Annotated in this window: 23 protein-coding genes; 6 read left to right on the forward strand and 17 right to left on the reverse strand. The window is 43.3% G+C overall.

Features of this window, described 5'->3' with window-relative positions; genetic code table 11:
* Positions 1 to 569, reverse strand: a 569-nt coding sequence (locus GO493_RS20420; RefSeq protein WP_198315782.1) for a CPCC family cysteine-rich protein, incomplete at its 3' end; no start/stop codon positions are given.
* A 506-nt stretch (positions 570 to 1075) separates the two neighbouring features.
* On the opposite strand from GO493_RS20420, the gene GO493_RS20425 reads away from it, so the two are divergent.
* A complete protein-coding gene (locus GO493_RS20425; protein WP_157308090.1) occupies positions 1076 to 1837 on the forward strand; it encodes a hypothetical protein in 762 nt (253 codons plus the stop codon).
* Positions 1838 to 1986: 149 nt separating this feature from the next.
* On the opposite strand, the gene GO493_RS20430 is transcribed toward GO493_RS20425, so the two are convergent.
* The 10 genes from GO493_RS20430 to GO493_RS20475 form a co-directional block, all read right to left on the reverse strand.
* Positions 1987 to 2604 carry an ATPase gene (locus GO493_RS20430; protein WP_157308091.1) on the reverse strand — a complete coding sequence of 206 codons (618 nt, stop codon included), beginning with the start codon at positions 2602 to 2604 and terminating at the stop codon, positions 1987 to 1989.
* Positions 2588 to 3184 carry a hypothetical protein gene (locus GO493_RS20435; protein ID WP_157308092.1) on the reverse strand — a complete coding sequence of 199 codons (597 nt, stop codon included), beginning with the start codon at positions 3182 to 3184 and terminating at the stop codon, positions 2588 to 2590. Before GO493_RS20435 ends, GO493_RS20430 begins: the two co-directional genes overlap by 17 nt.
* Positions 3163 to 3387, reverse strand: a complete 225-nt coding sequence (locus GO493_RS20440) for a hypothetical protein (RefSeq protein ID WP_157308093.1) — start codon at positions 3385 to 3387, stop codon at positions 3163 to 3165. The genes GO493_RS20435 and GO493_RS20440 overlap by 22 nt, the downstream gene beginning before the upstream one ends.
* 281 nt (positions 3388 to 3668) lie before the next feature.
* A complete protein-coding gene (locus tag GO493_RS20445; RefSeq protein ID WP_157308094.1) occupies positions 3669 to 4625 on the reverse strand; it encodes a hypothetical protein in 957 nt (318 codons plus the stop codon).
* Between the two features lie 726 nt (positions 4626 to 5351).
* Positions 5352 to 6062: an ABC transporter ATP-binding protein gene (locus GO493_RS20450; RefSeq protein WP_157308095.1), complete on the reverse strand. Its 711-nt coding sequence runs from the start codon at positions 6060 to 6062 to the stop codon at positions 5352 to 5354.
* Between the two features lie 7 nt (positions 6063 to 6069).
* Complete coding sequence (locus tag GO493_RS20455) at positions 6070 to 7305, reverse strand: ABC transporter permease (RefSeq protein ID WP_157308096.1); 1236 nt, start codon at positions 7303 to 7305, stop codon at positions 6070 to 6072.
* Between the two features lie 3 nt (positions 7306 to 7308).
* Positions 7309 to 8460 carry an efflux RND transporter periplasmic adaptor subunit gene (locus GO493_RS20460; RefSeq protein ID WP_157308097.1) on the reverse strand — a complete coding sequence of 384 codons (1152 nt, stop codon included), beginning with the start codon at positions 8458 to 8460 and terminating at the stop codon, positions 7309 to 7311.
* The gene (locus GO493_RS20465; RefSeq protein WP_157308098.1) at positions 8457 to 9770 is read right to left on the reverse strand and encodes a TolC family protein; all 1314 of its coding nucleotides are present in this window, start codon (positions 9768 to 9770) and stop codon (positions 8457 to 8459) included. Before GO493_RS20465 ends, GO493_RS20460 begins: the two co-directional genes overlap by 4 nt.
* A gap of 10 nt (positions 9771 to 9780) precedes the next feature.
* Complete coding sequence (locus tag GO493_RS20470) at positions 9781 to 10041, reverse strand: hypothetical protein (RefSeq protein WP_157308099.1); 261 nt, start codon at positions 10039 to 10041, stop codon at positions 9781 to 9783.
* Between the two features lie 267 nt (positions 10042 to 10308).
* Entirely contained in the window at positions 10309 to 11478 is a 1170-nt protein-coding gene (locus GO493_RS20475; protein WP_157308100.1) for an MFS transporter, read from the reverse strand.
* 397 nt (positions 11479 to 11875) lie between these two features.
* Between GO493_RS20475 and GO493_RS20480 the strand changes: the two genes are divergently transcribed.
* On the forward strand, positions 11876 to 13582 hold the full coding sequence (locus tag GO493_RS20480) for an RICIN domain-containing protein (RefSeq protein WP_157308101.1): 1707 nt from the start codon (positions 11876 to 11878) through the stop codon (positions 13580 to 13582).
* Positions 13583 to 13596: 14 nt separating this feature from the next.
* The gene (locus tag GO493_RS20485) at positions 13597 to 15093 is read left to right on the forward strand and encodes an RICIN domain-containing protein (RefSeq protein WP_198315783.1); all 1497 of its coding nucleotides are present in this window, start codon (positions 13597 to 13599) and stop codon (positions 15091 to 15093) included.
* A 38-nt stretch (positions 15094 to 15131) separates the two neighbouring features.
* Here GO493_RS20485 and GO493_RS20490 read toward each other — a convergent pair whose 3' ends face one another.
* Both GO493_RS20490 and GO493_RS20495 read right to left on the reverse strand, forming a co-directional pair.
* A complete protein-coding gene (locus GO493_RS20490; RefSeq protein WP_157308103.1) occupies positions 15132 to 15830 on the reverse strand; it encodes a LytR/AlgR family response regulator transcription factor in 699 nt (232 codons plus the stop codon).
* Entirely contained in the window at positions 15827 to 16933 is a 1107-nt protein-coding gene (locus GO493_RS20495) for a sensor histidine kinase (RefSeq protein ID WP_157308104.1), read from the reverse strand. The genes GO493_RS20490 and GO493_RS20495 overlap by 4 nt, the downstream gene beginning before the upstream one ends.
* Before the next feature lie 220 nt (positions 16934 to 17153).
* Here GO493_RS20495 and GO493_RS20500 point away from each other — a divergent pair, with 220 nt between their 5' ends.
* The gene (locus GO493_RS20500) at positions 17154 to 17966 is read left to right on the forward strand and encodes a CPBP family intramembrane glutamic endopeptidase (protein WP_157308105.1); all 813 of its coding nucleotides are present in this window, start codon (positions 17154 to 17156) and stop codon (positions 17964 to 17966) included.
* A 97-nt stretch (positions 17967 to 18063) separates the two neighbouring features.
* Positions 18064 to 20913, forward strand: coding sequence for a family 78 glycoside hydrolase catalytic domain (locus GO493_RS20505; protein WP_157308106.1), 2850 nt, complete (start codon positions 18064 to 18066; stop codon positions 20911 to 20913).
* Positions 20914 to 20953: 40 nt separating this feature from the next.
* Here the strand turns inward: GO493_RS20505 and GO493_RS20510 are convergent, their stop codons facing one another.
* The 3 genes from GO493_RS20510 to GO493_RS20520 all read right to left on the reverse strand — a co-directional run bounded on the left by GO493_RS20510 (position 20954) and on the right by GO493_RS20520 (position 23126).
* Positions 20954 to 21850: a dioxygenase family protein gene (locus GO493_RS20510; RefSeq protein ID WP_198315784.1), complete on the reverse strand. Its 897-nt coding sequence runs from the start codon at positions 21848 to 21850 to the stop codon at positions 20954 to 20956.
* Positions 21851 to 21953: 103 nt separating this feature from the next.
* Complete coding sequence (locus GO493_RS20515; RefSeq protein ID WP_157308107.1) at positions 21954 to 22310, reverse strand: nuclear transport factor 2 family protein; 357 nt, start codon at positions 22308 to 22310, stop codon at positions 21954 to 21956.
* A gap of 147 nt (positions 22311 to 22457) precedes the next feature.
* Entirely contained in the window at positions 22458 to 23126 is a 669-nt protein-coding gene (locus tag GO493_RS20520; RefSeq protein ID WP_157308108.1) for a putative polyvalent protein kinase domain-containing protein, read from the reverse strand.
* Between the two features lie 179 nt (positions 23127 to 23305).
* On the opposite strand from GO493_RS20520, the gene GO493_RS20525 reads away from it, so the two are divergent.
* Positions 23306 to 24286, forward strand: a complete 981-nt coding sequence (locus GO493_RS20525) for a GlxA family transcriptional regulator (protein ID WP_157308109.1) — start codon at positions 23306 to 23308, stop codon at positions 24284 to 24286.
* Here GO493_RS20525 and GO493_RS20530 read toward each other — a convergent pair.
* Entirely contained in the window at positions 24283 to 26361 is a 2079-nt protein-coding gene (locus GO493_RS20530) for a beta-galactosidase (RefSeq protein WP_232538911.1), read from the reverse strand. The two genes, GO493_RS20525 and GO493_RS20530, sit on opposite strands and share 4 nt — an antisense overlap.
* Positions 26362 to 26364: the final 3 nt, after the last annotated feature.

The raw sequence follows: 26364 nt of genomic DNA on the forward strand, positions 1-26364 counted from the left end.
CTAAAAGTCCCTTTGGGAGAAGAAATTCCATTAACTGTCGATAGTTCTGATCCAAGTTGTTGCTTCTTAATGAGCTGCAAAAAAACAACTTTTTGATCTTCCCCCCAAGTTTTCAACTTGATCCCTTCTTTCCATTCCATCCATATATGATCCTGAGGGGATTCATCACCTGATATTCTGTCCTCAATTTCTTTTCTACGTTGCTGATAAAATGCAATTGTCTTTAAAACACGTGCGGAATCAAAATCAACTTCACCGTTGAGCAATTCAGAATTGGTTTCCAATATACGACCGATGTTAATCCTGTTCTCAGTCAAAGAAAGGTTACCGTTAGGGCTGGAAATTTTAATGCCTTCAGTAGATAGTTGATCTAATATGCTGTCAGTGCTATCATCCTGTCCATCGTCTTCCCAGGAGCAGATATCGCATATGGCAAAACCGCCCCGTTCGGCGAGGGAGGGGAAACCACATCCGGGGCAGGTATGTATGGGAATGTCGTTGGCTTGAAGGTAAGAATCATAATGAGCCCTCCTGGTATGGAAAGCGGTTAATATTCCGGTACGGTACATTATTATGTATTTTTTTTCATAAAAATAAGAACAGGATATAGTAAAGATAATTACTATACCCTGTTCTATGTGGCGCTATAGTGATACCGCAGTCCATACACTACCCATACTTTATCCTAGCCTTTGAGTAGGCGTATCCATATAGTATCAATGCACCAGGAACTTGTTCACGTCTGATTCTTTTAACCCGGTGTATAAACAAAACTCCGAAATAGTTACATACTGTCCGGCCTCTTTGCTATTGACTTTTCTTATTTTTTTCAATAAATAGCGGGCAGTACGTTCGCTGCAACCTGTTATGTTTATAATGTCACGGGCATAAATCACTATACGATCAGGTACTGTTTTGTGCATAATCGGCAAATACGGCAAGGTTATTTTTTACAATGGTTTGAACGCCGTAGTATTGATATGTAATTACAAATATAACATTTCCTGCGCAGTAATGCAGCCTAACGGGTACGGCTGATACAAGTACCTTTTACAAAAATTAAAACTTTAAAACAATGGCTCAGCAAGCAGGTATCTTACCAATTAAAGGTACACTTGGAAATATCACTTTTTATAAGAGCAGATCAGGCGGTTATCTTGTCCGCGAGAAAGGCGGTGTAGACGCCAGCAGGATTGCCAGCGATCCGGCATTTGCAAGGACCCGTGAAAATGGTGAGGAGTTTAAAAGAGCCTGTAAGGCGGGTAAACTTCTGAGGGTATCCTTCCGGTCACTTATGCAGAATGCAAGTGATAATCTGGCTACTGCAAGGTTAGTACAGGCGTTCTCACAGGTGATCAAAGCGGACCTTACCAGTGTAAGGGGTCAGCGGAATGTGATTGATGGTGAGGCTGAATTACTGACCGGTTTTGAATTCAACGCCGGCAGTACATTACAGAGTACACTGTTTGCACCTTTCCTGGCCGATATTGACCGTGCAACCGGTAACCTGACAGTAGAGATACCGTCCTTTATTCCGGATCAGATGATCGCCGTACCAGGAGGAGCTACACACTTCGTTATTTCCTGCGGAGGTGCGGAGATCGACTTTGAAGCAGCCAGTTATGTTAACGGTGTTGCTAAAAGTAATGAGCTGCCGATCAACGGTATTGCTACTGCTGCTCTTAATCTTACGGTACCAGTAACGGCCAATAGTACCAAACCGCTGTTCGTAGCGTTGGGCATTCAGTTCATTCAACAGGTGAATGGTGTATCCTACAGCCTGAAGAACGGTACTTTCAATGCGCTTGCTATTGTAGCGGTGTCTGGAACACCGTAAACTTACAGGTGATGTAGTTTGATATGTAAAAGGGGCGTCTCAATAATATTGAGGCGCCTTTTTTGTATAAGAAAGGCCCGATAGGAATACCAGGCCTGTTACATTGCATACTACTAATCCATCAACTAATCAGCTTGATCCTCTCAATTTTATTTTCTCTTATCCGGTGCATCATGACTGTATGCAATAAGGTTGAACATTGCACGAAAGCAGCTTCTGACACGGTTACCGTACAGTTGTTCCAGCTCGTCTGCTGATAAGGTAGTGATCACATGGGTGACCATCCTCCGGGACATCATCAACTGATACCTGGACAGCAGTATCTCCGTCATTACGTTAAAGTCTCCCCAAAAAGGCATTCTGGGCTCCAGTCCGAGGTCATCGAAGCAATATACACGCGGGACATTGGTATAAGGGAAAAAGGAGTTGGTGGTATATTTATACAGCACGTCCAGTCCTGATCTTCCATATTCAATACTGATGTCCCTGCCGGACCTGTAAAGATGCTGATGGGTACGGGAACAAACCTCATTCATCAAAGACATCAGTGAAGTCTTGCCACAACCTATAGGTCCTGTTAACATAATACCTTTTGCCAGGTCCAGCTGCGCTGCGGCAGCCATTTCCTCATCTCTCAGGAAGTAAGCCAGCAGTTTGTTGATAACAGGCTTGTCTGTCTCTGTTATCTTAAATTCAAAGCCGTGTTTCTCCTTCCATTTCTGCCTGATGTGATCGATTATTGATCCGTAATTATAATGGCTCTCCATAGTTCTTATTCTGGTTAATATGAAGGTGACTGGGTTTCTCCTTCGGTTTTGAAAATGATCCGATATTCTGCATCCATTTTTGTGCTGCGGCTTTCCAGTTAGTTATAGGACTTCCTCTTTTAGACCAGCCGAAGGACTGGTAGTAGAAGAAGAAGCGAGCCCCTTCATCGGCAGGATGTCCATGGGACAGGAAATAGATCTTTACGTCCTCCATGTCTGGCTCGATACCAGTCCTTTTTTCCTGAACAGGAGGCTGTTCAGGTATGGTTATTCCCACCAATGGCTGAATACAGACGGTGCTGCGCATAAAAGGTTGTTCCGGGGGCAGGTAAACAATGTATCCGCATTTCTGAAGTTTTCTCAGGCTATCGTTGTATGTCCTATTGGAGCCGATGTGAGAGAGCTTCATGGCTTCAGTCCGTTGCACAGCAAAAGGATTTTTAAAGTGCCAGCTATTCCAGATATGAAAAAGCGCCAGGTACAATGCCATATCAGTTGAATTAAGGCGATGATCGTTACGGGTACGCTGGTAAAATGTATTCAGGTGCCCGATATAGTTTATTGCGGACGGTGTACCCATAGGACAAGTGTTTTTTTTGTGCTGTGAGGAATAACACGATTGCCGTGCATAATGTAGCTGGTGGTGTCAGTTACTGTGACCATGTCAAGTAATTGACGGGCCTTACTTCTGTTCCGGGGATGGGTTAAATTCTGGGAATCCAGGAGGGCCTGCACTTCTTTCAGTGAGAAGGTTTCGTTCAATGGTGTTAACTTGTTTTTCATTCTTTGTGTTACTCTTTGTTTTGTGATACAAAGGAAATGATAACAACAACGCCAGAACAGTGGCAGGGGTTGTACAACCCCTCTTAACTAATTAAACATCAATTAATTAAATTTTTAAAATTGTTAGCAGCATGTATCAAAATGGCTTAACCAGGAGCTTGTTTTAAGGTGTGTAAAGCGAAAAACTGCACAAAAAAAATGAGTTTTGCCTTCGGCAAAACTCATTTTTTGAAAAGTGGAAACGGCCTGCGGCCTGCTAAAAATTCAAACTGATATACTGGCTATTTCAAGTAGTTTAGCAGATCCAGTATCATCTTTTTCAGAGATCTTGTAACGCCGGTATCGTCTGTATACATTTTGTTCCAAAGGCTGCTAGCCGTGATAGATTGTTTTTGTTTAGAGGTAAGAAAATCAGCGAAAAATTCTATCAGCTGTTTTTTGTTATCATGGATAATCACTCCGCTATCAAGCAATAGTTTAGTGAAACAGCCTAATTCAGCGACGGATAAACTGGTCTTTATCTTAAAGCCGTCCCACTTATCTGCTTTTTCCCGGGACTGCTCCTTTACGTTAAGCCTTCTTAAGGTTTCACAGTAGTGCAGTTCGCTATTCAGCCATTTCAACGTCTGGGCTTTGAGAGATTCATTTTCCGGGTTATATCCTTTGTTTGCTTTTCCGGGCAACTGGGTTAATTTTTTTTGCAGCTGGATGACCATCATCAACTTTTCGTCAGGATCGTCTATACACTCAATTTCTTTCTCAATAAAACCGGTGAAGTAGTTTACGTACTTCCAGTGGTTGAAATTGATTGACTGCAACCGCAGATTCAGCTGATAAACGGGATGCAACTCTCCTTCTTCGTCTGCTCCTGCAAAGAGCCAGAGCTCATCCAACAGCATCCTGAGATAACCTGCCTCATAGAGCGTAACATGTTTGTTGCCTAAATAGTCAGTCTTAAAGGAAAAGAAAGACTCCATCAGGATGTCTGAAAGTTCGGCGTCTATTCCTTTCCTGTTGAAAGCTTCCTGTATTGAGTCCCATCTGAACATCAGCTCATCGGACAATGCAGGGATATCCTTTGCCGGTATCCTGCAGTCCGGATCTATAAACCGGGGGTATTCTTTGTGTAAAAAATTCAGGAGGTCCTGAAGGGTATCACAGATAAACTGGAGAAAATGATTCATTTCCTGCTCCTCCGCAGCGTATATTCCCGCCTTGTAGGAGGCATCGTATGACATCGTCGATGAGCCGTGTCAATTCGCGCTGACAAAAATGTATGTGCTGGCCGATCTGCTTTGCGTCAGATATTCTTCCATACATACGGGCGTTAAAGTTGACAATGAAGTTACTCCTGTAGGTTGTCAACTTAGTCGTGGCTGACTGAATAAAGCTGGCAGTTTCATTGCCGGGGGTTGTCAGGGTGTTCTTGAGGTCAACATTGATAGTCTGGCTAAAGAACGATAAATCATCGTGTTGCATATTTATTGAGATTGTGAAAAAATACTCGTTTTTAGGGCTTTGCGCAAATTTAAGGGTATAAGTGAAAAAAAGTGCGGGATGAAAAATAAATTCTCTATCTAGTAAGCTGCGCAAAAAGACTGCGCACTAGTTACTGTATGAGATTTCCGGGGGAGACTGCAGCGCGGCGGCAGGGAAGAAATTTCCCGTTGTGGATTTTCTTTTTTTTTAAAAAAAATAAAAAAAAATACGCGCGCGCGTGTTTCTCTCTTGTTTATAATTGTTTATATTGTTTATAAATGTGGCGCACTTTAGCGCCGCAATGTGGGGCACTTTGAGCACACGTATGCGGGGCATTTCTGATACGCGTATGCGGAGCTGTTCTGCACCGCGACGTGGCGCAAAAGTGCTCCACGTGGAGAGAGAAATTAACAGGATATCCACATTTTCAGAAAGAGTATATAAAAGAGGAAAAGACCGGCTTGGGTCTTTTCCTTTTTGGCTTTTTATAAGTATGTGTCAAAGTTCTTATCATGGCTGATTATTTTGCCATCTGCCAGTTCAATAGTTCTGTCGCTCGCTTCGGCAAAATCGTTATCATGTGTTACTGCAATAATGGTTTGCCCAAACTCATGCGCTATCTGTTTAAAGATGTCAAATACAATCCGGGTGTTCCTGCTGTCTAAGTTACCGGTTGGCTCATCACACATAATAATAGCAGGGTCATTAATCAATGCCCTGGCAATAGCTACACGTTGCTGCTGACCTCCACTTAGTTTTGCCGCTGGTTTTAATGCCTGATCCCTGATACCTAAAACATCAAGCTTGCTGTATGCTCTTTCTTCCACTTCTTTATAGGAGTATTTACCCAGCTTTAGCGCCGGAATCATTACGTTTTTCAGGCAGGAAAATTCAGGTAATAAGTAATGGAACTGGAATATGAATCCAATGCTCCTGTTTCGTAATGCTGCTAATTCATTCACCTTTTTCCCGGTTACTCTTTCCTGACCAATAAATAACTCTCCTTCATAAGAAGTATCCATTGTACTGAGGCAATAAAGTAAGGTTGATTTACCTGAGCCGCTTTTGCCCACCAGTGTTAAAAACTCTCCTTTGTATGCATTGAAACTGATGTTGTCTAATACCTTAAACTTAATAGGGTCATAAAAATACTTCCCCAAAGACCTGGTGCTCAGAATGACTTCTCTTTTTTCCATGGCTAAATTATTTTCTGAATATTTCGACCGGATCCACTCTTGCGGCTTTCCTTGCAGGGAAATAGCCAGCACATAGCGTAATAAATACACCCAGGCCAAAACTTTTTGCAAAAAGTGCTGGTTCAAAACGTATGGGGAAATAGCCAACCGGTCCGCCCATATATATGTTAGACATTATTTCGATAAGCACAGCACCTATAATCAGACCTATCAGAGTACCAATGAGCCCCATTATAAGAGCTTCCATCAAAAAAATCCTGATCACATCTCTACCTGCGAAACCGGTTGCTTTCAGTATAGCAATGTCATTAATTTTCTGTGCTATTGTTGAACTAAGTATATTATAAATACCGAAAGCCGCTACTACTAAAATAGACATAGCTATGGAGCTCATCAGTACATCTCTTGTCTTGCCACTTGCTAACACATCTGCATTAGTGGTTTTCCAGTCTTCCACTTTATAAGGTGTTAGTTGTTGCAGCGAGGCAGCGTACTCTTCACTTTTATTGGGATCGGGTATATTTATAAAAATATTGCTTACATAAGAAGGCCCTTCTTTTATAAACTGCTGCGCCGTGCTGATATTCATGTAGGATTTTGCATTGTCAGTCAAACTGCTACCGGTTGTAAAAATGCCGACGATCTTCATTACTTTTACTACATTATATGAGGAGGTAACAGTGATATTATCGTCAATCCCAAGGTTTAATTTTTCTGCGATGCCGCTTCCGATGATGATACCGTTCAAGTTGCCCTGCAGTCTATTCAAACTCCCTCCTACAATGTATTTACTTGTTTTAAACATAGCGTCATAATCAAGTATATTTACACCACTGCAATCTCCGCTTATCTGTGCCTTGCCACGGTTATAAAATGCGTCAAAACTCACCTGCGAAATAGCATTGACAACAAAAGGTTGTTGCTTAATTGTTGACAGAAGTTGTTCGGGATTAATTATTTTTTTTGAGAGTGTGGTAACCTGAGGATTGACAATAACAGTTATATGTCCTGAACCGGCTGAAGGCACGAGGGGTTGGCTCAACTCATCGTCTTTATAAATTTTTATGTGGGCACTATTTTTAAACATCTCATCTCTTGAAAAGGAAGAGAAGCCGGAAGTAAGTGAATTCATAAATAAATACACTCCTACTCCGAGCGTAACACCTAATGCAGCCACCAGTGTTTGTCTTTTCCTGGTAATAATATGTGTAAGAGCAATGTCTGAGTTTATGTTATGTCTCATAAGTTAACGTTGTAATTGTGCCCCGGCCTCTGAAGTAGTTACTTTATTGGCAGCAATGTTGTCGGTAATCAGCACGGTATTATCGTCAATCCCACTTAATACCTGCACCCATTCATTGCTTACAAATTTTGTAACAACTTTTACTTTCTCTTTTTGTCCTTTCACCTGTACATATCCTCCAAAGTCGAGGTAATTCCTCGGGATAAGCAATGCGTTTTTGGTTGTTGCCACTACTATGTTGCTTTGTAATTGTGTGTTTACAATGGTGAAATCCAAACTATCTGCAAAAGCAATTTTGCAAATGAACGATTGAGTTCCATCATCGAAGGAGGGATAGATTTCCTGTACTGTGCCTTTATAAATCTTATCCTTGTTTATATTCAGTTGTATGAATGCTTCCTGACCAACTCTGACTTTGCCGATGTTTCCTTCGTCAATATTTACTTTGGCGTATGTATTTCTTATGTTTCCAACTAATGCAATGCTTTCACCACGTTTGATATAGTCGCCCGGTTGTTTATATTTCTTTAAAACCTTCCCTGCTATAACGGCGCTTACTTTGTTCTTCCCGGTAATTAATTCGTTAATATTTTTTGTTGCCTGAGTGCTGATGGCCTGTTTATTGGCCTGCTGTTGTAATTCTTTATAATTATCCAATGAACTTTCATAGGTTGATTTTGATGTTTCATATTGGAGCTCAGCATTATCCACATCCATTTTAGCGACACTATTGTTCTCCCATAGTTTTTGATACCGTTTCAGATTAATCAGGTCGAGTTCCATCTTCTGTTTGTTGATAGTGATGGTCTTTTGTGCCTGTTGTAAAGTTGGTGCACTGCTTAGTGTGTTACTACGTGCGATGTTATATAAATCGATTGCGCTTTGTTCGTTAAAAATGGCTTCGTTGTTATTTACGACAGCTAGTATCTTGCCCGGCGCCACAGTGTCTCCTTCTTCAAAATTTATCTCTGTAAGGTAGCCGTCTGCCTGTGCAGTAAGATCGTAAGTATTGTCAGCTTCAAGTATGCCGGAAGCGAATACTGTTTCAGTCACGTCTTTCCGGATTGCCTTTGTTTCTTCAGTTTTTTTGCCGCAGGAATAAAAAAGCAGACCAGGAAGTATGAATGCTATGGTGCGAATTATGTTCGTATTCATTTTATTCTGTTATTAATATCAATTTTTGTTCTGGCAGCCAATGCTGTTACCTGCGATGAGACAAGATCATAATTGCTGTTAACCATTTCATTAAACTTGTCGATAGTTTGTTCAAGGCCAACCAACCCTTCTTTATACTGGTTCAGGTATTTTCCATAATTTTCCTTTCTAAGTAAAAATATTTGTTTGTTGCTTGCGGCCTGGCTTAATGCTTTATCGTAAGCAGTGCGTAGCTTATCTACTTCCAATTCTGACTGTATTTTTTGTTGCTCTGTATTTTTCTTAGCAATCAGATAGTCATACTTTGCTTTTGACATCTCACTCATTTTATTAGCTGAAGGCAATGGAAGGCTAAGCTTTAGTCCCAGATAACTACTGGGTATCCATTTTACACTATTATCAAACAATCTGCCACGCGTATTATTCTGCTGACTGGTACTACTTTGAAAAAAGGAAATTGATGGGGCCTGAGCATACTTTTGCTGTCTCCAGGTAGATAAAGCTATTTTCTCTTTATAAACACTGTTCGTCAAAGCAAGGTTGTTCAATTCTACAAAGGGGTTTATATCCAGGTCTGATAATGAAGACTTATTTGCAATTACTATGTCTTCCTGTTCCGGGATATCACAAAGAACTTTTAATGCCAGGTATTGTTGTTTTATAAGAAACTCAATCTGGTTCTTGCTTTCTTTAGTGGTGAGATAGTTGATGTTTGCACTATTTACATCCTGCTGTTTAATAAAGCCTGCATTGTATTTGTTTTGAGTAATTTGCAACAAGCTATCTGAGGCAGTTACATTTTGAATGGTACTGGCGAGTTGCTCCTGCAGCGATACGATATTATAATAAGTGGTGGCAATATCTTCAAAAAGCGCTTTTAGTGTAGCCCTATTCTCCGAGACACTGCTTTTAATATTAAGTTTAGACATCTTCAGATTCTCCCATCCCTCCAGGTTTAAAAGCTTTACATTAAGAGTCCGGACGAAACTGGTAACATAGGGAACGCCTGTCTTCACCTCTTTGTATGTACCGGCTTCTCCTCCAAATGTTTCCGCAGGGAAAAGGTTTACAGCCAATTTGGTGTTATGTGTATAACTGAGATAGGTATCTCCGCTTGGATCAGGAATACTAAGTATGGCAGCCAGTTTAGCTTTTTTTGCCTGGTCTACTTTAAGATAACCGGACTGAATAGAAATACTTTTTGATGCCGCATAATCCCATAAGGAATCGACAGATGTGAAAACCTTCTGCGAGTAAATGGGTCCGGAAAGAAAAAAGGAAATAATTACCAGCAATATCTTACTCTTCATTTGTCAGTTTTTATTTTATTCTTGCCAGGTAAACGGTTCTGCTTATAAGAAGCTTTCTGGCTATCATTTTTAAACGGTCTTTGTCTATTACTGTAACAGTCACATCCAGATCTACATCTGCATCATGTGGATGCATGATGCCTTTAAAGGCCTGGGACCCTTTATCGTACTTAAGTTTTTTCAGGATAATTGTTCCGTTCTTTGATGGGGTACTATTGTCGTTTATCATTTTACCATAGTATGCACTATCTGCAGCCAGATATATTTCCATCTGAATTGTTTTGTTTTTCAGCTCGGTTTTCCAGTTACCGGTAATATTTCCCGGTGTCTGGCAAAAACCTGACATACTTCCCATGAAACAGGCAAGCAAAATGCCTGTGCGAATACCTAATGACATCATATGTTTTTATTATTGTGCAAAGATTTATACATATCAGGCATGGGACAATTGAATGTATGTTGAGATGGACAGATTGGGGATTGAAAGGGGTTAAAGCGGGATATCCCGGCAAAAACAATGTAGCAGAAGCGGAATTAATTAATGGCGATCGCTGAATACAAGGGACAAAGCAATGAGTCCTATGATAAAAAAACTCAGGATGAGCGGGAAAACACCGTGTACGAGGAAATGGCTGATAATGGCTCCCAGGGAGGCGCCTATAAAGAAGAAGGAAGTACCGTAAACAGCTGATGCAATGCCGGCAATTTCTCCCATCGGTTCCATTGCCAGTGCGCTGCTGTTAGGTTCTACAGCCAGGTTAATACCCATGAGCAACGCTACAGCGATGAAGAATAAACGTATATCAGGCGGATCTGGGGAAAGGGAGGAGAAGATCAACAGTAATGTGCCTATTACAGTATAGGCCGTAAGCAATCCCCTGATGGCACGGCGGCTGCCATACCTGGATGAGAGATGGGAATTGGTCAGCGCACTAAGCGACATGCCCAGGCCGATACCGGCAAAGATCCAGGCAAACAGTTCCGGACGGCCGTATACCTCTCCTACCAACCTTTCGGAGCTGGAAACATATGAGCTCAGTCCGGCGAAAAGAGCGGTAGTAACTGCAGTATAGCGGAGGAAAGTAGGATTGCTGATCACTGTGCGGATAGAATGGCTGATGCTTGCCCAGCTGAGTGAAATACGCTGATGCTGCGGAAGTGATTCCTCCAGTCGAAAAGACCAGGCGAATACAATAATTGCAAACAACGGAGGTGTGAGAAACACCATCTGCCATGATGATACAGACAGGATGGCCATCCCTAAAAAAGGAGCAAATACCGGGGTGAAGAGGAAGATGGTTAGAACCAGGGAAAGAATGCGGGCCATCTGGTTGCCGACAAAACGGTCGCGTACACCTGCGATAGTAGTGGTAAGAACAGCAGAAGCGCCTATGCCCGCTATGAAGCGTGCGACGTACATCAGTATAAGGCCGGGTGCGAAGGCTGCAGCTATTCCTCCGATGATGTAAAATGGGTAGCCGATGCGCAGGATGGTTAGTCGGCCGAAACGGTCTGAAAGTACTCCGAAAATGAGTTGACCTATCTGTCCGAGGAAAAAGAATACTACGATCTGAGCAGTGGCTGTGGACTCCCGGGTAAGGCCGAAATGTTCTCTAAGCTCTCCGAATGCGGGAAGCATGATGTCTATTCCTAAAGCTGTCAGCATCATAGCACAGGCTGACAGTGCGATAAATTCAGCTTGTTTCATAACAGAACAAAAGTAATATCTGCGTATATGTGTTATGAGGGGTTTTTCCGACATTATGCGGGGGGATTCCGGACGTGTGTGGGTTAGTTTGATTTTTTTATATGCGGGGAGAAATTGCTCAAAAACAGGGTTTCGCCTTCGGCAAAACCCTGTTTTTGAGAGTTCTTTTTTGCGCTGCGCGCAGCTGATGATGAGGATTAATTGGGTTGGCGGCGGTTAAGATTTAAAATATTTTATGCTATTTCGTAAACACCTGTCAAAATTTTACGATATATCGTAGAAAACATTTCCTTTCAAACAGCAAACACTCTCATCGACAGGTCTTTAAGGGTATGGCCTCTGGTTTGTGTCATGTAGCCGGAAATAAATAACCATTTTTTACGTAACCAGTTATCTTATGAAGAAAACCTGTCTTGCCCTGGGCTTATTGATAGCCATACTATCTGCCTGTACCAAAAAGGAAAATAATGCAGAGAACACACCTTCAACCCTGACAGCTGATGCTGCTTTAAAAGGCTCGCCTGCAGGGGATGTTGTTGGTAAAGTGACCGTTGGCTACCAGGGATGGTTCACTGCTCCCGGAGACGGATCGGCCGTTGACCGGTGGACGCATCAGAATCTTGAAATGTGGCCCGATACAAGGGAATACTCCGTTACCTATCAGACTGCCTGGCCGGCCCTTGGAAACGGTCAGCCGGCAAAGATGTTTTCATCCTACGATCAATCTACCGTTGACGTTCACTTCAGATGGATGCAGGAAAACGGTATTGACTGCGCTGCCCTGCAAAGGTTTACGGGGGAGCTGTCTGATCCTCCCTTCAAGTCACAAAGGGATGGAATGGCCCGTAAAGTAAGAGCTGCCGCAGAAGCTACCGGCAGAAAGTTTTACATCATGTACGACATTTCCGGCGATGCTGAAATGCAAAGCCGTCTTAAAACCGACTGGGTGAATACCATTACCGGCAGCCTGGACCTGCTGTCATCGCCCGCCTATGCAAGGCAGAATGGGAAACCGGTGGTTTGTATTTTCGGGATGGGCTACCTGGGAGCGAAAGTACCCGGTGGCGGAGACTCTGCCGCCTGCATTGATGTGATCAACTGGTTCAAAAACCAGGGATGCTATGTTATTGGTAGTGTGCCTATGGACTGGCGCACACCCAACAACGTATTTTCCCGTCCTGATTTCATGAAGGTGTATGAATCGTTCAACATGCTGACCCCATGGGCAGTAGCTGCACAGGTAGTAGCCTCTTACCAGCCATGGATACAGGGAGATTACGATTACTGTGAAGCTCACGGTATGGATTATCAGCCTATCGCTTATCCCGGTTTTTCCTTTCATAACAGTAATGCAGGCAGTCCGCTGAATGAAATACCAAGAAACCATGGAGACTTTATGTGGGCCCAGGTCGCGGTTATGAAAAAAGTAGGTGCAAAAAGTCTTTATATCGCCATGTTTGATGAGGTGAATGAAGGGACAGCTATTTTCAAAGTGGCAGAGAACGCGACCCAAAGTCCTGCAGGAACAACGTTTGTCAATCTTGACCAGGATGGAGTAGCGGTGTCATCAGACTTCTACCTGCGTCTTGTGAATGATGCCGGTAAAATGATCAAAGGGGAGATCCCTTACCAGGCCACTCATCCCACACCACATATCATAGGCGGAAAAGGTCCGCTGGCTGATGGGAGATACAAGATCATTAACCGTAACAGTAATATGGCGCTGGATGCAAAAGGACAAGGGACGGTGAACCAGACGCCCGTACAGCAATGGCCTTATGGTGGCGGGGCAAATCAGCAGTGGACAATTACCAGTATTGGCGGCGATCACTATAAAATAACAGGCGTGCAAAGCGGCCGGGCACTTGATATTGCAGGCCAGGACCTCAATGATGGCGGTAAAGTTCAGCTTTATGATTATAACAATGGCGCTAACCAGCAATGGATCATCACCCCAACAGCCGGTGGATATTACATCATACAAGGCGTGCAAAGCGGGAAAGTACTGGAAGTACCTGCACTGTCTCAGACAGCAGGCACATTGATTGAACAGTATTCTCTTAACAACGGTGCCAACCAGCAATGGATTATCAGTGCTCCATGAAAACAATCATAAACATGTTAAACAGATCAGGCAGAATTTTCGCGCTGGTATTATCTTTCATGCTGAGCAGTTGTATGAAGCAGGATAATAGTATAGCATTAACAGACACGATGGCCGAAGCACCGGCAGTTACTACCAACGTTACTCCCGGTGATGCCAATATCAGGTATTTTGGTCGCTGGGATTTCAGTGACAGCAGCCGTTATACCAGTTACTGGGGAGGCGCCTATATCAAGGTGAACTTTACAGGTACGACTGTCAAAATTAAAACCGGTAATACAAGTAACTTTTATGCCCGTATAGATAACGGCCCATGGATATCCTATAAAAATGCAGGAGGTGTTATTGATCTTACGGCTGTACCACTTGCATCGGGAACGCATACACTGTCTGTAGCACAAGGCAGGGATTATGATTATGTGTTCAGCTTTATGGGGCTGATACTGGATGCGGGAGCGGTTACCAGCAAGCCATCCGTGAGCCCCTATATCATAGAATACATTGGTGATTCTATTACAGCGGGATACCTGAATGATCAGGCCAATGTGTCTGACTATGCATGGATATGTTCAGAAGAGCTGGGAGCAGAACATACCCAGATAGCTTATCCAGGTATTGCGCTGGTGAGCAGCCCCAGGCATGGTACGGCTATGGACGCGCAATATTTCCGGCTGCAACCACCCAACTATGCCTCCTCTCCTGCCTGGGACTTCAGCAGGTATACGCCTCAGATAGTTGTGATCAACCTTGGTACAAATGACAGCGACTATGAAGATGCTGATAGTACGTTCAGAGCAGTCTATACCGGGTTACTGGCAGGTATCCGCTCCAGGTTTCCGCAGGCAGAGATATTTGTGATGCGCACATTCCTGGGCATACGTTCACTGCCAACGGTAGCAGCAGTGGAAGACCGCGCTGTTGCGGGCGACAGAAAGGTGCATTACATCAATACAGAAGGGTGGCTGACACAGTCTACTTCTGATTATCTGCCGGATAATCTTCATCCCAGTGAGGCCGGACATATAAAGGCGGCGGCGTTGCTGAAAGCAGTACTATCTCCTTATACTGGTGGCAGCCAGGTAATACAGGATGGCATTTATACGATCGTTAACAAGAACAGTAGTTTAGCGCTGGATGCAGCGGGACAGTCGTCCGCCAATGAAACGCCTGTACAGCAATGGACGGCAAACAACGGAGATAATCAGCGCTGGCAGGTAAAACACCTGGGGAATAATCAATACCAGATAACCGGTGTGCAGAGTAGCAAAGCGCTGGATATAACAGGGCAATCTGTTTTGAACGGCGCCGGTTTGCAGTTGTACGATTATAATGGTGGGGATAATCAGAAATGGGTTATAACAGTGCAGAAGGGCGGTTATTATACGATCACGGGTGTACAAAGTGGCAAGGTGCTGGAAATACCGGCACAGTCTACAGTGCCCGGGACGCGGGTTGTGCAGTATACGAACAATGGAGGTGATAATCAGTTGTGGATGTTTAAGCGTATATAAATGAACAGAGGTAAGCCTGCCCGGCTTACCTCTGTTTCTTATAAGCCCAGCCGCTTAAGCAGCATTTCTTTATAATTAGCTCCTATTGGAATTTCCTTACCATCTATTTCCACAATATTGCCGGCAATAGATCTGACAGCGTCCAGGTTTATGATGTAGCTTCTGTGAACCCGGATGATATTCGGTGGTGTCAGCATATCTTCCAGCACTTTTAAATGCATGCTGGCAAGCATTTTTTTATTCTTAAGATATATTGATGTGAAGTCACGTTGTGCTTCCATAAAAAGTATATCCTTATAATCAATTTTTACCAGCCTGCCATCCTGTTTGATAAAGAAATAATCTGCCTGTATTTGCTCTGCTACATTGGTTCTATGAAGCATTCTTTCCTTTACTTTTTCTATGGCCTGGAAGAACCGGTCAAATGTAACCGGCTTCACTAAATAGTCCACAGCATGTAATTCAAAGCCGGTTACTGCATAATCTGCATAGGCAGTGGTAAATACAACGAGCGGAGGTCTTTTTAAAGACCGGATAAAATCGATACCTGATATTACAGGCATGTGTATATCGAGGAACAATACATCTACTTTAAACTGAAACATTCCTTCATATGCCTCTTCCGCGTTAATACATGTTTTCACAAGGTTCCAGCCGGGTATCCTGGAGACGTAAGTCTGTATAATATCCCTTGCAAGTGGTTCATCATCCACAATCATGCAGTTAACTCCGGTCATAAAAGATGTATCTTAAGATGTACAAAATATACAGTTTCTTCTTTTGAAACCAGGAAGGAATATTTGGACGGATAGTATCTTTCCAGTCTTTTACCTGTATTCACTAACCCGATCCCCTCTCCCTTTCCTGAAATATCTCTGCTGTCGAAGCTGTTGCTGCAGCTGAACTCCAGTAAACCGTTCTTTATTGTTAACTGAACTTTAATAAAGGCATTCCGGACATCAGCACAAAATTTAAAGGCATTTTCGACTATGGGTATAAAAAGCAGCGGAGGTAAGTAGTACCCGGTTGTGTCTACTGAAAATCCGGTATCCACTTTTATGTGATTCAGCCTTATGGTTTCCAGCTCAATATAGTCTTTCAGCAGTTTTATTTCCTCTTCTGCGGTGGTTTTGTCGGTTGCAGCGCTACGAAGGCTGTAACGAAGATAGGCAGAAAGCCTTGCTACCATGTCAGCAGACAGTTCTTTCTTATCATGCAGGATCAGTGAATAGATATTATTGAGGGTGTTAAAAAGGAAGTGTGGATTTACCTGAAATTTTAAAAAGCTAAGCTCAAGCTGGACATTTTGTTTTGTCAGTTCTATGGTTTGAACCTGCTCTTTTGTATAAGCGATTATAATTGTAAGGAGTAAAGGAAGCGACAGGTTTAAAAACAACTGGTAAACGATGCCCAGCGTGGCGATGCGTGTGAGCATGATGTTGCTGAAATCACCCTGGAGGTATTGATAATATTCAGGGCTGTTCTTTATCATCAGCTGTTTCCAGTGGCTGTCCTGCAACATCGTCATTTCAAAATAATAGTCGATGCAGCTATAAGTGAATATCCAGAGAATTAATGAGATGAAACCTGCCACATATTTCTTCTTTCTGAACAGTGGCATATAGACCAGGTATATGAGGCTGTAATAGGCAAAAGCGCTTGCAATGGTAGCATACAGGCTGACCAGTACAATTCCTTTTTCATATTTTGTAAAGGAATTTAAAGAGATCAGGCCTATATAACAGCGGGCAGCAAAAAACAATACCCAAAAGAGGATGTGGAAGAGGATCTTTCCATACCTGTGCTTATAAATCTCAGCTATATATTGACGTATGTCCATATCGCTAATTTGAATGATCCTGCTATAATAAACCAATATTTCCGACGAAGGAGTATTTTCCGGTAATAAAAACCGGGGAAACAGCAACAAAGGCCTTTCTATGCTTTTATTGCTCCCTGTTGGATAAGAGGTCTTCCTCGTTGCCCATCTTTACCGATTGGCAGATCTTACTTTGACAGCAGCCTGTAGTTCCTTCATTTTGGCTTCAAAAATAGCGGTTATGATCACTTCAGGAATCCGGTTTGTAAGACTGCCGGTTTTACTTCGTGTATTAATTTATCTTGGCGTTAATTACCTGCTTATCTTTCTTGTCCAGGTAATCACCGGTTTTCTGCATCTAAAAGGCGAGGTAGTATTCAATCCCATACTAGGCGTTGCTTTACTGATCTTCACCAGGTTTATTCTTACTATTGAAGGTAAATCATTCAAAGATATAGGTTGTGTTACAGGCAACAGGCAGGACAATCTGTATCTTTTAAGCGGAACAATGGCCGGAGGGTTAATGCTTGTTATTTCAGCATTAAGCATGCAGCTGCTTACCGGGTTTCATTGGGTCAATAATCCAGGGTTCAGATGGTATGAGGTACTTACTTCCTTTGTAACGGTTTTCAGCTCTGTATTTGTACAGGAGCTGGCATTCCGGGGATATACATTCAGGCTCATGCTTGATAAATGGGGTGAATGGCCGGCACAGCTTGTGACAGCACTATTGTTTGGCTGCATGCACATCAATGAGGGAATGCATGTAAATGAAATACTGCTGGCAATACTGAATACAGGAGCAGGCTCTTTATTATTTGGGTTGGCTGTTATTAAGACGAAACGGCTTCATCTGGCAGTGGGTATCCATTTTGGCTGGAATTATGCCCAGTATCTGCTTCCGAGGCATAGTTCCCAGAATGGTCATGGGATACTGCTGGTGGAAGCCGGGAATTTTGATATGAGCATTTTTTTGTGGATGGCGCCTTATCTGACATTGATGATAATTGCATTTTTTGTTCTCAGGTTTGGTATAAAAACAAGCAGGCAGTAAGTTTAATAACATATTATGTGAAATAAATCTTACAATCTTGTATTAAATTCTTAGCAAAATTGTTATTATTATACCTCATATTCCACAGTTTGAAACAATGAGGCTACTTAATATATTTTCCATATTACTATTCATCACATTTAAAGCTTTTTCCTCAACAATTCCCGTTAACCTTCGCTGTGATTTCAGGGCCGATCCCATTGGTATTGATGTATCTCAGCCTGTATTAAGCTGGACCATTAAAACCGATGCGGGGGAACGCGCTGTGCGTCAGACAGCCTATGAAGTGATGGTTGCCACATCCCGGGAACTATTAAGTGCCGGTAAGGGTGATCTGTGGCATCCGGGTAAGGTACTATCGGATAAAATGGGGCAAATTGTATATACAGGGAAGGCTTTGCAAAGTAGTCAGCAATGTTGGTGGAAGGTGAGGATATGGAATGAAAAAGGGGTGGTTTCTGACTGGAGCGAACCGGCACAATGGACGATGGGGGTATTAAGTGCGACAGACTGGAAGGCCCGCTGGATAAGTGCTACAGGGGCTGAAAAATATGCGCATAACTTTTCCACGTCACGTACTGATTTTTCGGGCAGTCGTCATTTACCTGAAACATGGGCTTTTATGCCACGGCCAGAGGATGCAAATTATTCCTCAATGCTGCTGCGTAAAGAGTTTATATCAGCGCCTAAGCTAAAGAGAGCATTGGTGCATGTTTCCGGCTTAGGGCATTATGAGCTGTTGATAAACGGGCGTAAAGTGGGAGATTATATTTTATCGCCCGGATGGACAGATTACCGTAAAACCGTTCTTTATGATTCGTATGACGTCACTTCCTATATACAGGAAGGAGGCAATGCCATCGGGCTTATTCTCAGCAATGGCATGTACAATATTATGCCTGATTCTGTGCGTTATGTAAAGTTCCTGAACTCTTACGGTCAGCTGAAAGCTATTGCCCAGATGCGCCTGGAATATGCTGATGGTTCTGTGAAAACTATCGGGACAGACAGCAGCTGGCAGGTATCGACGGGGCCGGTCACTTATATGAATCAATATGGTGGGGAAGATTTTGATGCCCGTCTCCTGCCTGGCGGGTGGGACAGTCCTTCTTTCAAAGCAGGTAAGCGCTGGGTACAAGCTATAGAATGTAGTGGCGGACAACTGAAGGGCTTATCATGTGCTGGTGCGCCGGTGAAGGTAACCGATACGCTGCAGCCTGTAAAGGTTGCCCGGCTGAGGCCAGGTTTGCTGGTGTATGACCTGGGGCAAAACGTCTCGATAATGCCCATGCTTACTATTAAAGGCACACGGGGCTCTTATGTGCGTATTATTCCTTCTGAGCTGATAGCTTCTGATGGGACGGTGGACCGGCGTTCTGCCACGCAGGATGGTGTGCGGCCGGCATGGTGGCAATATACCAAAGCCAGCGATCAACCTGAGTCCTGGCAGCCGCAGTTCTTCTACCAGGGAGGGCGTTATTTACAGGTGGAATTATATCCTGCACAGGGAGATACTGCTCTGCCTGTAGTGGAAAAGCTTAATGGAGCTGTAGTTCATGCCTCCGCAACGCCAATTGGTTCCTTTGTTTGTTCAAATGAGCTTTTCAACCGTATCTATACATTGGTCAGATGGGCGCAGTGCAGTAATATGATGAGTGTGTTCACTGATTGTCCCCATCGTGAGAAAATGCCATGGCTGGAGCAATATCATCTGAATGGCCCTTCATTACGTTATAACTTTGACCTTCTTACCTTATTTGCCAAAGGCGAGAATGACATGTATGACAGTCAGCTTGATGACGGGTTTGTACCTAATATAGCTCCTGAATTCTTTTATGCCGGTAACGCTGATTACATGAGGAACGGCTTCCGTAATTCACCGGAATGGGGTAGTTCTTTCATTATCGTTCCATGGCAGCAATACCTGTTCTCCGGCGATGTGTCTCTTATACGCCGTTATTATGAGCCGATGAAGCGTTATCTGTCATTTCTTGATTCTTCGGCAAAGAACAACATCTTAAATATCGGGCTGGGTGACTGGTATGACATTGGTCCTAGGGAGCCCTGGGGCTCTCAGCTTACGCCTGTGGCCTTTACTGCCACAGCTATTTATTTTTACGATTATAAGATCATGGGGCGTATGGCAGAAATACTAGGTAAAACCAGTGAGGCAATCCGCTTCTCACAAAAGGCGGAAGCTATACGCCAGCTGTTCAATAAAGAGTTTTACAACCCGGCAACAGGGCGGTATTCAACCGGATCCAACACTACTATGGCTATGCCATTATCCCTGAATATTGCTGAGCCACGATACCGGAAAAGTATTATCGATACGTTAGTAGCTGACATACGGAAACGTGGCAATTCATTCACCTCCGGCGATGTGGGGTATCGTTTTTTATTGAAAGCGCTGGCTATGGAAGGATATTCGGACGTGATATTTGACATGAACAACCAGTCAGAACGCCCGGGGTATGGGTATCAATTAAAGCAGGGAGCTACTTCACTTACTGAGAAATGGGATGCCGGCGTAGGTAGTTTCGGTTCTCAGAACCACTTTATGTTAGGACAGATCAATGAATGGTTCTTTAATGATCTGGCAGGTATTGGTTTTGATGAAGAAGGGAATGGCGCGGGCTTTCGTAAGTCTGTTATTAAACCTGTGCCGGTTGGTGATCTTAGCTGGGTACGCGGTTCATATGAAACTGTAAGCGGTCTTATTTCTTCTGAATGGAAACGTAAGAATGATGTATTTACCCTTCATGTAACTATTCCCGCAAACACGACGGCAACTGTTTATATTCCGGCTGCGAGAGAGAAAGGTGTCAGAGAAAGCGGGAAACCTGCTGAAAAAGCGGCTGGTGTGAGGTTCCTGAAAATGGTGAATGGTAAAGCAGTGTATGAAGTTGGGTCGGGGAGTTATACGTTTGAATCTTCTTTAAAATAAGGGATCAACCCTGTACTATTCATACAGGGTTGATTATAATTTATGCTCCTATTAAAAAGCTTCTTTCGCTGAAAGCCGGGATACTTGGCTGGCCTTCGTAGAAGTATTTTATTTCGTCTTTACTATCGGTCAAACCCAGGCTGTATAATACAGGGACAAAATGATCTGGTGTGGGCGCCGCCAGTTTGCCCAGTTTGTGGCTGCTTTCATAATTGATGATGCTGTTGAAATCGCGGGTATCGATCTGTTGTTTTATCCAGGCGTCATAATCTGTTTCCCAGCCATATGGCGTCATATCTCCGGTACGGAATTTCTGACCTGCCAGTTGCAGATTGTGGATGAGGGAACCGCTGCCTATGATCAGCACACCTTTATCCCTGAGGCTTTTGAGCTGCTTACCCAGTTCGTAATGATAAGATGGCGCTGCGTGGTAGTCCAGGCTCATCTGGAATACCGGTATATTGGCTTCAGGGAATAAATGCATCAGCATAGGCCATGCTCCGTGATCAAGTCCCCATTCTGTAGTTTCTTTAATGGAAGGTACTACCTGCGCTACTTCTTTTGCGATGTCAGGCGCTCCTTTGGCGTGATACTGCACTTTGTAATATTCTTCCGGGAAACCGTAATAATCGTAGATCTGCTTTTGTTCCGGTAATATATTCACGTAAGTTCCCCGTGTGCACCAGTGTGCAGAAACAACCAGGGCTGCCTTTACATCAAAGCTCTTCTGCAGTTCTTTACCAAGGTCATACAGGGATTTCCAGAAAGGGCGCTCCTCTTTGGAAAGAGGAATATCCATGGGGCTGCCGTGTGATGTAAACAATACCGGCATTCTGCGGCCCTGTACCGGCAATGTATCTGAAAATGCTTTCAGGCTGCTTAAAGTTCCCGCAGCAGTAATACCTAATATCTGCATAAACTCTTTCCTGTCCATCATCTATACTAAACTTTGCTACAAAGGTAACTTCTTTGCTATACTTTAGTAAGTGCTATACTAAAGCATAGTACTTTACAATAGTATAGTATATTGATAATCAACTCTAATAGAAGAATTGTTCTGACATGATCCGGCCGTCTTTCACCTCATACATCATGATCTCTTCAATTTTTACCCGTCCGAAGCCCTCTACATCAGTATCCATAGTCCGGCCTACGGCAAAGTGATTACCGCCAATTACCGGATGGGTTGTATGTACGTTATGTACTTTTGTGATCTTCTTCACCCAGTCTTCTCCTTTTTTACGAACGGCGGCTTTGCCTTCTGCATATCCGAAATATGGAGAGCCGGGAGGGTCTATGCTCTTTACATTATCTGCAAAAAGTTCATCCTGGATCTCAAACCATTTTTCCTGTTGTGCAAGTTCATCAAATCTTGCTGCTACTTCCTGTATTGTCATAACTACCTTTTTAGTTTTGTTAAAATCAACATCCCAAAAGTAAAGCAGTTATATAGTTGAAGTCAGTGGCGGAAATGACAAAAAGGAAGGCAATATTGCCAATAGTGAAGTAAAGTTCATTTCAATGTGGAAATAACTGCTGTGCTCTTAACTATTCAAAAAAGCTGTGTAAAAGACTGTATCAATAAAAAAAAGGGTATCAGAGTTCACAATTACATTTTCGTCATGAATATCTTCAAGAATTATCCCAAGTTCTTTATTGTAATAGTTATTTGTTGGGGCACCTCTTCTTAGACGGTTTTCGAAGCCATTATAAGAAAGCAATTTCTTTACGTCCGCCAAATCTACGGCACTGTCAGAAGTAACAAATGGCTGCCTCATTACTGAGTAAAGAACACCGTCAGTTTCAATAAATCCTAAGAAGATATAAGCAGTATTGGGAAATAGAAGATTATGTATTATTACGCTATTAAAAAATTCCAGCCAGGTTGCATAATAAACGCCATCATTTAATTTGATAACACTTTTATTTTCTGCATCGAAGTAGACCATCGCTTCTCCTCCTCTGGCTAGAAATTGAGATGAATCAGGAGGATTGGTTATCCAAAGACCGCTTCCGCGGGCGTATTCCTTTAAGAGTTTGGCCTGCTCTTCTTTGATGATTGCGTTATTTTCGAAATCTCTTTTAACCGTTGTACTTGTGCGAAAGCTTGTGCATAGGAAATTTCTGACTGTTGTGCAATGATCTTCTGCCCCCTCAAGGATAGTTCCTTTAATGATATTTTCAAGTTTGCTTCGGGTATCATTGTTATTCATTTGTTGTAAAAATAGTAAAAACCACAGAAACCTTCGACAAGGCTGACTGAAAACTATCTAAAATGTTGATTATTAAAAAATTAAGAAGGAAAGAATTCCCTTTACCAACAGTTGAAGTCAGTGGCGGAAATGACAAAAAGGAAGGCAATATTGCCATATCTTTAGAATAAAAATCCGCTATGCGTATTGCCATTCTTGACTACCGGAATGCTGTTCCTACCTGTGTAACAGGCCCTGCGGACATATGGGGAGGGCTTAACCGGATGTATCCGTTGGTTACGGGGATGCAGTTAAAGGAGAGTATCGGGATAGATTTTATCAGTGTAATTGACGATAAGATTGTAAGAAGGTCATTGGGTGAAGACCGATTCCGGCAACTTGCTGCTAAGGATGAATTCCGGTTGATCATCATCCCGGCTATGAGATATGATAAGATCGATGAGGTGCTGAACCGGGAAAGACGACTGATAGAATGGCTGAAGAAACAACGTAGCAAAGGGGCCGATCTGGCCAGTATCTGTATTGGCGCTTTCCTGCTGGCTGAGACAGGTTTATTGAATGGTAAGAAAGCTACTACCAACTGGTTATTTGCAGAACAGTTCCGGCAACGATATCCATCTATAGAAGTACAGGATGATAAGATCATTGTAGATGAGGGGACGGTATGCTCCTGTGGAGGAGCTTTCAGTTTCACGTCTTTTATGATCTACCTGATAGAAAAAATGTTAGGTCACCAGGAAGCTGTTATGGCTTCAAAAATACTGATGATCAACGCGCATGATGACTCACAGCTGGCGTTCTCTGTTTTCCGCTTCCAGCATGATCATGCTGATGATTCCATTAAAAAAATACAACGCTTCATTGAAGCAAACTACCCGGAAGTGATCAACCTGGAGAAGTTGGCGGCAGACCATCACATGAGCGTAAGGAATTTCATCCGCCGTTTCAGGCAGGCAACAGGTAATACACCATTAGAATACCTGCAGCGCGTACGTATAGAAGCGGCAAAAAAACTACTGGAAAATACCCGTGAGGGTATTGAGAACATAGCGCTGCAATGTGGTTATGAGGATATCAGCTTTTTCCGGAAGATATTCCGCCGGCAGGTGCATATGACGCCGAAGGAATATCATCTGAAATATGGTAAACAATTAAGCTAATTCTCTTCTACTATTTCGAAGCCCCATGCGGGTAATTCTATAGTGTTATTGTTAGTGATCTTCTTTCCTGTGAGCAGGAATGTACCTGTCTGGTAAGGATATACCAGTTGTTGTTGCTGGGCAGAGTAGTTGAAATAATAATGGATCTTTTTGCCCAGGCGGTTGGTACCTGATTTCACTATCAACGGAAATTTCAGTGCCTGGTCAGGGCCCCATAACCCGGCGTCTTTCACTGCATGTTCCAAAATCTTCTCTGTGATGGCCTGGCTGGGCAGGCAACCGATATAGGTAGCGACGCCTTTTCCGTAGGTGTTCTCTGTAACGGCAGCATATTTTCCCCATGCCGGATGGTCATAATAAGCCAGTACTTTTGCTGTTACCGGTTCCAGCAACTCCATCCATTTTTCTATATAGTTCTTATCTTTTCCTACCTGGAAAGGATCTCCTTTCAGGGATACATGTTCCGGCACGGTAAACTGGTTATAACGTACTCCGCAAGCCTCACTGATAATACCGGGTTGTCTTACGTCCCTTACTTTTACATACTGGTCTGAGAAGCCGCTTCTGAAGGTAAATACCACATGGCCTCCTTTCTCTATGAAGCGGTTCAGGCGGCGGAGCAAACTATCCGGAGCTGCGTATAAGACCGGAACTACGATCAGTTTATAATCTTCCAGGGTTTTAGAAGAGGGATCGATAAAATCTACTCCTACATTCATTCTATACAGTATATCATACATAGGCCGGAGTATACCGTTGTAATTCTCTCCTATCGGGAAGGAATTGAAGCCGGTCAATGCTTCATTGCTGAACAGCATTGCCACTTCATTCTTCTTTTGCAGGTTCACCAGGTGATCGCTCAGCCTGGCAAAGTCGGCACCTATCGTCTTTGCTTCTTCGTAAGGGGCATTGGGCTCGAGGTCATGGCTTAACAGTCCTTTCCAGTATGTTTCTGCCGAGTTATGAATGGAATGCCAGTGCCAGTAAGATACCATGTTGGCGCCGGAGGCCAGGTGACTGAAGGCCTGTAAACGCAGCTGGCCGGGATAAGGCACCCATTGCGGAAAGCCCTGAGCTTCTGTTTCTATGACCAGGTAATTCTTTCCTCCCTTCATGGACCGTGTAATGTCGCCACCGAAGGATATTTCGGCGCCGGTCAGGCGGTCCTGTGAAGGATGGTAGATGTCAATACCTGCGATATCCAGGGTTTGGGCAGCAGCAAAATGATCTACTTCAGATTGTATGCCGTAAGAATGGCCGCGCCAGTCCAGGTCAAAGTTCTGGGTGATAAACTGCGCTGGCTTCTTGTACTCCCGTACAATTCCTGCCTGCCAGCTGAGGAAGTTAGTGACCAGCAAGCGTTGGAACCGGGCAAATTCAGCACTCAGGCTGGCATTGATGCTACCGTTCACTGAAGGGAAGTCATTCCAGTTATTAATGCGGTTGCTCCAGTAATCCAGGCCGAATGCACGGTTGACGCTATCCAGCGTGATAAACTTCTTTTGCATGTAAGCTACAAACTGTTGCTGTACGTTTGGTCCGCTTGTACCGTAAGATTTCGTTTCATTATCTACCTGGTAACCGATAATAGCCGGATGATCTTTTACATGCTCCAGCAGTTTGCGGATGGCTTTCTCTGCGTGTTCCAGGTAATGGGGATTGGTAATGTCCATATTCTGCCTGGCGCCATACTGGTTTTGGCCTCTTGATGTGATAGCGAGAACATCGGGGTATTTCTTTACCAGCCAGGTAGGCACGGCATAGGTTGGTGTACCTATGATAACGTTGATGCCTGCTTTGTGCATAGCGTTGAGCACCCTGTCTATATGTGAAAAATCATATACTCCTTCCTGCGGCTCCATTGTACTCCAGGTAGATTCTGCAATGCGGACCACGTTGATACCTGCCTTTTTCATCATGTCAACATCTTTATCCAGCCGGTCATAAGGCATGTATTCGTCGTAGTATGCAACGCCAAATAATAATCCCGGTTGCTTTTGCTGGGAAAAAGCAGAAAAGTTTGCAGCCAGAATCATTAATAGCAGGGTGAATACCTGAAGAGTTCTTATTTTCATAAT

The organism is Chitinophaga tropicalis, assembly GCF_009758205.1.
GTDB lineage: Bacteria > Bacteroidota > Bacteroidia > Chitinophagales > Chitinophagaceae > Chitinophaga > Chitinophaga tropicalis.